Annotated in this window: 7 protein-coding genes; all 7 read right to left on the bottom strand. The window is 46.2% G+C overall.

Annotation, left to right across the window (positions count from 1 at the left end; translation table 11 throughout):
- Positions 1-73: 73 nt before the first annotated feature.
- Complete coding sequence (locus DS742_RS24875) at positions 74-1,720, bottom strand: recombinase family protein (RefSeq protein WP_117419628.1); 1,647 nt, start codon at positions 1,718-1,720, stop codon at positions 74-76.
- A 106-nt stretch (positions 1,721-1,826) separates the two neighbouring features.
- Positions 1,827-2,159 carry a hypothetical protein gene (locus DS742_RS24870; protein ID WP_117419627.1) on the bottom strand — a complete coding sequence of 111 codons (333 nt, stop codon included), beginning with the start codon at positions 2,157-2,159 and terminating at the stop codon, positions 1,827-1,829.
- A gap of 87 nt (positions 2,160-2,246) precedes the next feature.
- Positions 2,247-3,827 (bottom strand): relaxase/mobilization nuclease domain-containing protein, encoded by a 1,581-nt coding sequence (locus DS742_RS24865; RefSeq protein ID WP_117419630.1) that lies wholly within the window; start codon positions 3,825-3,827, stop codon positions 2,247-2,249.
- A complete protein-coding gene (locus tag DS742_RS24860) occupies positions 3,799-4,197 on the bottom strand; it encodes a plasmid mobilization protein (protein WP_117419626.1) in 399 nt (132 codons plus the stop codon). Before DS742_RS24860 ends, DS742_RS24865 begins: the two co-directional genes overlap by 29 nt.
- Positions 4,198-4,961: 764 nt before the next feature.
- Entirely contained in the window at positions 4,962-8,117 is a 3,156-nt protein-coding gene (locus tag DS742_RS24850; RefSeq protein ID WP_117419624.1) for a type I restriction endonuclease subunit R, read from the bottom strand.
- Positions 8,118-8,138: 21 nt separating this feature from the next.
- On the bottom strand, positions 8,139-8,765 hold the full coding sequence (locus DS742_RS24845; protein ID WP_170313583.1) for a restriction endonuclease subunit S: 627 nt from the start codon (positions 8,763-8,765) through the stop codon (positions 8,139-8,141).
- Positions 8,762-9,530 (bottom strand): restriction endonuclease subunit S (locus tag DS742_RS24840; protein WP_170313582.1); only part of this gene is annotated, 769 nt, incomplete at its 5' end. The genes DS742_RS24845 and DS742_RS24840, both read right to left, overlap by 4 nt.

Genomic DNA, 9,530 nt, shown 5'->3' with positions numbered 1-9,530 from the left:
AATACAAAAAAGCAGCCACGAGGGAGCGGCTTAATAAAACAGTATAATGTTTTCGGGGAGGCGGCATGAGTAATCATGCCGCCTTTCCGTTTATAATGTCATAGAGTAAATTGGCGGGAAGTATGCCGATATAGTTGTAGCTGATGTCAACATCCTGTATCCTTTGTCCGCTGGAAGTATCCGGTGCGTGGACATATACGGCTTGCACCATGTCGTTCAGCACATCGGGAGTCAGCTTTTCCAGATGCAGATGTTTCTTTGCCACTCGTATAAACCTATCAACATTCTCCACATGATTTTCTTGATTCTGTATTTCGTTTTCAAGCATTTCAATCTTGGCTCTCAGTTCTTCCTGCTCCTGCTCATAATCATCAGACAACATCTGAAAACGAGCTTCGGAAAGTTTCCCGTTGACCATATCCTCATAAATACGCTTGAACAGCTTGTCCAGTTCAGCCAGACGGTTTTCAGACTTTTGTAGAGTTCTTTTCTTAGCCGCAAGGTCTTTCTTAACCTCCGCACTCCTTTTTGCTCCCAACGCCTTACGAAAAGCATCTTCATAGTCTGCGATGCAAAGCTGTACCAAACGCAGATGCTGCAAGGTTCCTTCCTCCAGCATAACCGCACGGATAAAATGTGTTTCGCACACATCTTTGCCACGCTTGCGGGAGGTGGAGCAAATGAAGTGGTCTTGTCGGGTTTCAAAACTCTTGCTGGTGCAGTAGTACAATTTCTCACCACAATCGGCACAGCGGACAATACCGGAGAACATATTGGTTTTGCCTGTTCTGGTAGGTCTGCGCTTGTTTTTACGAAGCTCCTGCACACGGGTGAAGGTATCTTCGTCAATAATAGCTTCATGGGTGTTCTCGAAAATCTTCCATTGGTCGGGAGGGTTTTCGAGTTTCTTTTTGCTCTTGTACGACAACCTACGGGTCTTGAAATTGACTGTGTGTCCAAGGTATTCCTGCTTCTCCAGTATACCGGAAATGGTGTCCGGCACCCATCCATAAGGGTCATCGGGTGTTTTTGCGGGAGCATTGCGTCCTAACTTCATCCAATGAACAGTAGGACACTCCACCTTTGCAGCTTTAAGCTTGTGTGCAATCTGCGAGGGACCGTAGCCCTCCATGCACCATGCGAAGATCTGACGGACAACGGCTGCGGCTTCATCATCAACAATCCAATGCTTCTTCGGATTGTCGGGGTCTTTCATGTAGCCGTAGGGCGGATTGGTGGTCAGATACTCACCGGATTCGCCTTTTTGCTTCATGGATGCCTTGACCTTTTTACTGCTGTCCTTGACATAGAACTCGTTGATGATATTCAAGAACGGAGTAAAGTCATTGTCCTGTTGGTTGGCGCTGTCCACGCCGCTGTTCACAGCGATGAAACGGACATTGTGTTCAGGGAAAAGCATCTCGGTGTAGATGCCGACCTCTAAATAATTTCTGCCGATACGGCTCATGTCTTTGGCAAGGATGATACCAACTTTATCATTCTCCACCAGTTCGATCATGCGCTGCCAATCGGGTCTGTTGAAGTTAGCCCCGGAGTACCCATCGTCCACAAAATACTGGATATTTCTGAAACCTTGGTCTTTAGCGTACCTATTGAGAATCGCCTTTTGATTGACAATGCTGTTGCTATCGCCTGTGAGTTCATCGTCACGACTTAACCTACAGTAGATAGCGGTAATTTTGTCAGACTGCCTATTCATATCTTGTTCCTCCTTAATCGGCGGGCAGTCTGCCAATACAGGATTGCTTGTATATATCATATCACACATTTGTGAATAAATCCATCCTTTCGTTAAAATATTTTTCTTAGTTTTCGTTGTCTCTAACCATGCGGTCGAGTAGCTTTGCGGGTAAACTGCGATTTCCGTCGTAGCTGCCAGTGAAGCGATAGATGGTTCGACCGGAACGGAGTGTAACGGTAATTTGGGGCAATGCCATAGCACAGTAGTTGCGAACAGTCAGATGCCCGTCCTTGTTAAATAAGCGGCTCTGAGCCTGCTCACGGGGCGCATACTTGAAGTACGGGTCGGGGTCAGAGAACGGCAGATAAGGTGCATCATCCTCCGGTGCGGGCAAGGATGCCAGCCACTCGTTCAGTTCTTCGGGTGACATGTCGATTACTTTCTTTTGTTCGTTCATATTAAAATTGTCCTTTCTGTTTGGTGGTATCAAGTTCCCAAATTGGGAACTTGATGGATGGGAAAGGAAACGAATCGAAGGGAATGATTAACGCTCCTGTTCCTTCTTGTGTTCGATTTTTCTGCCAAGGGTCTGTTCAAGATTGTGGCGAATGGTATCAAGGCGCTGGGCTTCATCCTTGGCAGTCTGGTACTGGTTGTAAAGTTCGTTTTTCTCTTTGATGAGCTGTTCCACTTCCGTCTGCAATGTCTTGTAGCTCGGTAGCTTCTTGAGTCCCTTGGAATCAAAGTAGCGTTTGGCGGCGTTCAGAATGATGAAGTCGCTGTCATGTTCATCACGATATTTCTGACGGGCTTTTTCATTCTTGCAGGCTTTCATTTCGTCGATCACATATCGGGTCTTGTGATAGTTCAGAACATTATTACGAAGTTCTTTCTTTTCTGCGATTGCCACTTCCACGGATTTCATTTCGGTGCGAATATCGCTCAGCTTCTCATGGGCGGCATCACAGGCAGCAGCCAATGCTTCGGGAGAATCAAAGCCCATTTCCTGATACAGCAGATAGGCTCGGCTGGCATTTTTGAGATTGTGTTTCTTTGCCCAATGCTCGTAACCTTTGCCTTTTTCCTTTGCGGCATTTACATCCACCATGCGGCTGACAGTATCACGCTCATTGATAATTTTCTGCATAGCGGTTGCAGAATGGATGGGGTCGGCTTTGGCCCTCACTCGTTTTGCGTTTCTAACAAAGATTGCAAATACAGCGGCTTTATCAAAATCGTCACCCAGCTTTCTTGCTGTAATAGGCTTGGTGCGGTCGGGCGTGAGATAGGACAAGCGCCCACGGCTCTCCTTAACGGTGATGCCACGGCGGAGAAGTTTTTCTGCGAAGTCCTCAAAGCTGATAGCATCGGAGAGTGCCATACGGATTTCTTCACGGAGCTTGTCTTTGTCCGTTTCAAACTTGGTCTGCTTGATCGGCAACCCCTGTTCAGTAAGGACAGCATTTTCGTCATCCAGCGCAAGCTGCCCTTTCTTCTTTGCCCAATACTCACGCTCTGTGATACGGGTTCGGCTTCCGTTCAGCAGATCAATCTGATACAGACCCGCATCGTGGCACATCTCCATGACCTCGGAGCGAAAATATTCTATGGCTGCGTTGGTGCATCGGTGCTTCATGCCTGGCTGCGTATCGCACGGTCTGTCCATATATGGCATGAACGGGACTTCCATAATTCGCAGAGAGTTGATAACGATGTGTACATGAACATTGCCGCTGCCGTTGTGTCCGTCTGGATGGGTGCAAATAATAGCTTGATGTCCGGGAAAATGATTTTTACAAAATTCCTCGCCTAACTGCTGCGCCCGGTCAACAGTCAATCCATGGTCTGGAACATCCTTAGGATCAAAGCTGATGATATAGTGATGACTTTTGACATCTTCCCGTTTTTGATTTTTACCGTAGCGAAGGTTGGCTCTCAGACAGGCAATCGCAAAATCTTCGTCACCGCAGTTCAGTGTAGAAATACGGTAATCCTGTCTTGGGATGAGTCTGCCGTTTTCGTCCAGGGTGGGCTTCATGGTAAACTCGTCATGCTCAAAAGTGAGGTAGGCTTCAGCGGCAGAGTAGTCGGCATTTTTAGAGCTTATATGCTTGAACGTTGCCAACAGCATCACCTACCTTTTTCATCACTTCAAACTTCAGCGTGGCGAGATCAGCGGCAGCATCTTGCAGTTCCTTCGCCATTGTGGGATAGGGACTATGCCATTCGTTGAGGTGTCGGGCAATCTGATTTAAGTTGTTGCCGATTCTTCCGTACTCAGCGGTCAGCTTACCAACAGCAGCGAGTAAATCGTCGCTGACCAATGTTGCCACGATGGTCGGCTTGATGGTTGCACCGGAGATGGCTTCACGGATAAACTCTGATTGGTTCATGTCGTAAATCTCCAAGCGGCGAAGAAAGTCGGCGTGTTCTTCATCGTCCAGACGGGTTTTTACGATGTGTGTACGTTTCGGTGTGTTGTAGGTTTTGGTCATTCGGTTCCTCCTTCATTTGTGAAAATGGTTGGTCGGCAGATGCCGTCGCTTCTGCGAAAGCAGAACAGATGCAGGGTTTGGGGAAGGCACTCCCCAACAAGATTCCATGAGGGGCAAATTGAGCGATAGGCGAAATTTGGACCCATGGTAGAATCTTGCTCTACGCTACCCAGCCTTTTCGTTTTCGCCGATTTTTCAAGTTCACGCATTTGGCGCTGAACCGTGTTTTGGAAAAATGACAAAACAAAAAGAGCCGATTACACAAAACATCAGAAATCGGCGGGAGCATTGCTCTCGCTTCAAAGTGATGTTCTATGTAATCGGCTCTGAAAAATCAAAGTCGGGTTCTGCTTCATACAGCTCCCGCCAACAGAACCAATGGCGTGGTGGAGCAGTTCGGCACTTCCGATGTACCGATACCGTGTCGGACAAATCCGACTTTCACAAAATATGTTTGAACATTTCGATATTCAGTTTTTGTGTGGATAAACTTTCCACGACATTATTATACAAACAGTGACCTCTGTTGTCAAGATTTGCGCAGGAAATGCTTGGCATCATAGTTGTATCTTTTTTGTGAACAGGGGCGGCAGCACTTTTTGCTGTTGCCCCTTGATTGCCTTACAGCGGAGACGGGCGAACTTGTCAACGGCGGGCGAAGCCCATTCATCTCGACCGTTGACATGGGCGGTCGGCTCTGCTATGTAGTAACGAAACAAGGCGACCAACTTTTTACGGTTGATCGCCTTTGGCTTAGTCATTATTTAGTTTTCTTTCGTTCCATACGATGCAGGTTCTTCGGCTACCATCTGATAGGTCGGCTCGATTTCATAAACAACTGACTGCTCCTGTTCCTCGGCTCTGAACTCTGCAATTCCAAGTCCGAAGTATTTTTCAAAGAACACTTTCAGTTTTTCAATGACGCCTTGCTTTTTCTTGGCTCTGCCACCACCGCCGAAGCGTGATACAGGGGGCATGAGCTTGTCAATCTCTGTTCCTGTCGTTTTCAATGCTCCGTCACGGAACGCATTGGTAACAAACTTTCTGGTTTCTTCCGGCTTCAACTTTTCACTTGTGATGATTTCCGTCAGGTCGATTTCTTCCTGTTCCAGAACATATCTACGCCAATCGTTAGTAACCTGTGTGTCAACATTGACATGGCTGATAAATGCTTCGATAAGCTCTTTCTTACTGCGGAGCTGCATACTTGCATCAACCGCTTTGCGGATCGAAGCAAGGATTTCTTTATCTTCGCAGTTGCCCTCGTGGTATTTCTCAACCAACATCAGTATGTAGTCAATATTGATTTCTACCTGCTTGATAAGCTCGATTTCAAATTCAATATCGTCCGTTATATCTTCCTTTTCGCCATCGCCTTTTCTGCGGTACTTATCATAGAGGTCAAGGTAGATGCTCTGATAATTCTGCAAATCTCTTGCGGCGATGCTGTCCATTTCTTCAAACTGGTCAAAAGGCGAAAGAATATTTCTCATACTGAGGATAGTGCCGAACAGTCGGATAAAATCTTTCTCTGCCTGTTCTCCGACAATCTGAATACCAAGAGGATATTCTGTTTCCAATTTTTCAAGCAGCTCAATATAGCCGGGATGATACTTGCCGTTGTTGTCCTCGTAGCCGTTCCAGTAGTCATTGAAGCTCTTTAGAAGAACAATACCGCTTGCGTTCTTATCGCCAAAGAGAGCGATTGCATCATCCGTTGCTTTCTGCAAATCACGGAAGCAAACGATATTGCCGTAGGTCTTAACGGAGTTCAGAATACGGTTGGTTCTGGAATACGCTTGGATAAGTCCGTGCATCTTCAAATTTTTGTCCACCCACAGCGTGTTGAGCGTTGTAGCATCAAAGCCCGTGAGGAACATATTCACGACAATGAGAAGATCCACTTCACGGTTCTTCACTCGCATGGACAAATCTTTGTAGTAGTTCTGGAACTTGTCGGAGGAAGTGTCGAAGTTAGTGTTAAAGGCAGCGTTATAATCCTGGATGGCACTTTCGAGGAAGTCACGAGAGGTCTGGTCAAGAGCATCGGTGTCGAAGCCTTCTTCTTGCAGAACATCTTCGGGGTCTTCCTCGTTTGCGGCGTAGCTGAAAATCGTGGCAATCGTAAACTGACGGTGGCTCTCTGCAATCTGTCTCTGGAACTCCTTGTAATACTTCATTGCCATAGGAATGGAGCTTACAGCGAACATGGCATTGAAGCCTGCCATGCGTTTGCCTTTCAAGGAGTAGAAGCTGTTGCGTTTTGTTTTCTGGTCGAAATGCTCCAGAGTGTATTTGACGATTTCTCGAATACGCTCCGGCGCACCCATTGCCTTTTCAATATCAATAGCAGAAACATTCTTGTCCTTGATGTCCTCTTTTTCCTTAACTGTGTTCACATAGTCGATACGGAACGGGAGAACATTGCCATCGTTGATAGCGTCCACGATAGTGTAAGTGTGGAGCTGGTCGCCAAATGTCTGCGGTGTGGTCAGCATTTCCATGTGCTTTCCTTTTCCGGCATTGGCAGCGAAAATCGGTGTGCCTGTAAAGCCGAACAGATGATATTTCTTGAACGCCTTTACAATCTTAGCGTGCATATCTCCGAACTGACTGCGGTGGCACTCATCAAAGATGATAACGCAATGCTTGTTGAATACCTCATGCCCCTTGTTCTTGGTCACGAAGTTGTCCAATTTCTGAATGGTCGTGATGATGATTTTATACTGGTGGTAGCCGCCTTTTTCGTCCCTGTCCTCAAGCTGTCTCTGCAATACCCTTGTAGAAGCGTTGCTGTTGGCAGAGCCTTTTTCAAAGCGGTCGTATTCTTTCATGGTCTGGTAGTCAAGGTCTTTTCTATCGACTACGAACAGAACCTTGTCCACATAAGGGAGCGCAGATGCGAGCTGTGCGGTCTTGAAAGAGGTCAGCGTTTTGCCGCTTCCCGTGGTGTGCCAGATGTAACCGCCTGCATCCACCGTACCCATCTTCTTGTAATTGGTCGATACCTCGATGCGGTTGAGAATACGCTCGGTAGCCGCAATCTGATAGGGGCGCATGACCATCAGAATTTCTTCCGAGGTAAAGACGCAATACTTGGTCAGCACGTTCAGAATGGTGTGCTTGGCAAGGAATGTCTTGGTAAAGTCAATGAGGTCTGCAATTACCTTGTTGTTGCCGTCTGCCCAGAAGGAAGTAAACTCAAAGCTGTTGCTTGTTTTCTTGGATTTTTGTTTTGCGGATTCGCCCATTTCCTTGATGTGGCTGTTTCGGGTGGTGTTGGAATAATACTTGGTGTGCGTTCCATTGGAGATAATGAAAATCTGCACATACTCATACAAGCCGCTTGCCGCCCAAAAGCTATCTCGCTGATAGCGTTTGATCTGGTTAAAGGCTTCACGGATTGCAACGCCACGGCGTTTCAGTTCCACATGGACAAGGGGCAGACCGTTGACAAGGATGGTCACGTCATAGCGTGTGTCATGCTTGCCCTCGGTTTCCTCGTACTGGTTGATAACCTGTAAGCGGTTGTTGTGAATGTTCTTTTTGTCTATGAGCTGAATATTCTTGGAAGTTCCATCATCCCTGCGGAGTACCTTTACATGGTCGGTCTGAATGGTACGGCTTTTCTCAACGATACCCTCGTTAGCGTTGGCAAGCGTTTCAGTGAAGAAACGCTTCCACTCACTGTCAGTAAAGGTGTAGTCGTTCAAAAGTTCCAACTGCCGTCTGAGGTTGGCAATCAGACTGTTTTCGTCATGGATGGTAAGGTACTCATATCCCTGTGCGGTCAGCAGACGGATAAATTCCTTTTCAAGAGCCGCTTCGCTCTGGAAACTGTCAGAGCGTGAGCTTTCCGGCGTATATTCAGCTACAACGGTACTCTCATTGCTTGCGGCAATGATGTTGTAAGTGCTCATGCGGCATCCTCCTTGGTTTGTTTACTGCTTTTTGAAAGTCAGCAGTTTATCTCGGTAATATTCGTATTGCTTCTTTCGTGTTTCAATCTCTGCCGGAATACCAGTAGAGATGTCATTGCACAACTGGTGGAAGTTGTCGAGCATATCAGCTATCTGTTTCTGTTTATCAAGGGACGGCAACGGAATTACAATTTCCTTTAATGCTGGAACACTTGAATGGACAACCTTGCTCTTAACCTTTCCTTTGCTTTTCTGTGCCTGTGCTGCTGTTGTGGACAGCACATAGGACAGATAGCGAGGTTCTTGTTTGTGCTTCAAGACTACCGTATCGCCGCCAGTCATACACTTTTCATGTCCCAGATAGGCGATTGATTTTGCGATTTCTTCAACGCTTTCGCCTGTGATAGTGAAAATTATATCGCCGTGTTCAAAATACTTAGGCTTGGCAACAACATCCTCGGTTGTATGGGAAACGCACTCAGTAAAGCTAATATCATACATGGTGTAGATTTCTCCATAGCGAACGCAAGGAATACCATCGGCGGTTACTTCGTCTCGCTTGATACCTGCACCACGATAAATGTCAGTCGCAATATTTCCCAAAGTGACATAAGCGACACCAAAAACATATTGACAAAGCAAAATCAAGCCATTAAGCTCGTCTGTCTGTCTGTCTGTCTGTCTGTCTGTCCGTCTGTCTGTCTGTCTGTCTGTCTGTCTGTCTGTCTGTCTGTCAAGATTGTCTTGCCAGTTGCCGCATAAGTCAAGAGGGCATCACGATAAAAGGCATACTGCTTTTGTCTCGCTTCAATCTCGGCAGGGAGACCGATGTTAAGGTCAGAGCAGATAGCTTCAAAATTGTCCAACACATGAACCAAACGCTCTTGCACACTCAACGGGGGTAATGGAATGATAAAATCATTGAGCTGTTTCAAGTTCAAATTCGGCTGTGCAGAACCTTTAATGTTTTTCTGCATATACTGCTTCATCAAATCAGACTGCAACAAATACATTACATACTTCGGGGAGTTTCCTTTTGCAAGTCTTATGATTGCAAGAGCTTGATTGGTGTTTGCAGGTAAAATCTCTTTTGGTACCATTGCACATTTCCCAATGGTCGCTCCTGCAATAGTAACAAGAATGTCGTTCTCTTCCAGAATAGATCTTCTCAAAAATGTGGTATGGGTTTCTTCATCCACATAAGATAGCTTTTCTGGAACTATTCTTGTTCCGTCAAATGCTTCCGTTTTCACGAAAGATACTCCTGTTTTGGTATAGCTTTTAGGTGTTGTTCCTTTAGTTATGACAGAACATATATCACCTAAGCGAACCTGTTTGATTGTAGCATCAAAGGTAAGCAGATTATCTCTATAATACTCATACTGTTTCTTTCTCGCTGTAAGCTCCGCTGTA

This window comes from Lacrimispora amygdalina (assembly GCF_003432035.1).
Classification (GTDB): domain Bacteria; phylum Bacillota; class Clostridia; order Lachnospirales; family Lachnospiraceae; genus Lacrimispora; species Lacrimispora amygdalina.
Note: the sequence above shows the minus strand (reverse complement) of the source record. Positions and strands in the feature narration are given on the sequence as shown.

Excerpts from the sequence above, each read along its gene's own strand:
- DS742_RS24860 (WP_117419626.1), bottom strand. The coding sequence starts at position 4,197 with ATGACCAAAACCTACAACACACCGAAACGTACACACATCGTAAAAACC.
- DS742_RS24875 (WP_117419628.1), bottom strand. The coding sequence starts at position 1,720 with ATGAATAGGCAGTCTGACAAAATTACCGCTATCTACTGTAGGTTAAGT.
- DS742_RS24870 (WP_117419627.1), bottom strand. The coding sequence starts at position 2,159 with ATGAACGAACAAAAGAAAGTAATCGACATGTCACCCGAAGAACTGAAC.
- DS742_RS24850 (WP_117419624.1), bottom strand. The coding sequence starts at position 8,117 with ATGAGCACTTACAACATCATTGCCGCAAGCAATGAGAGTACCGTTGTA.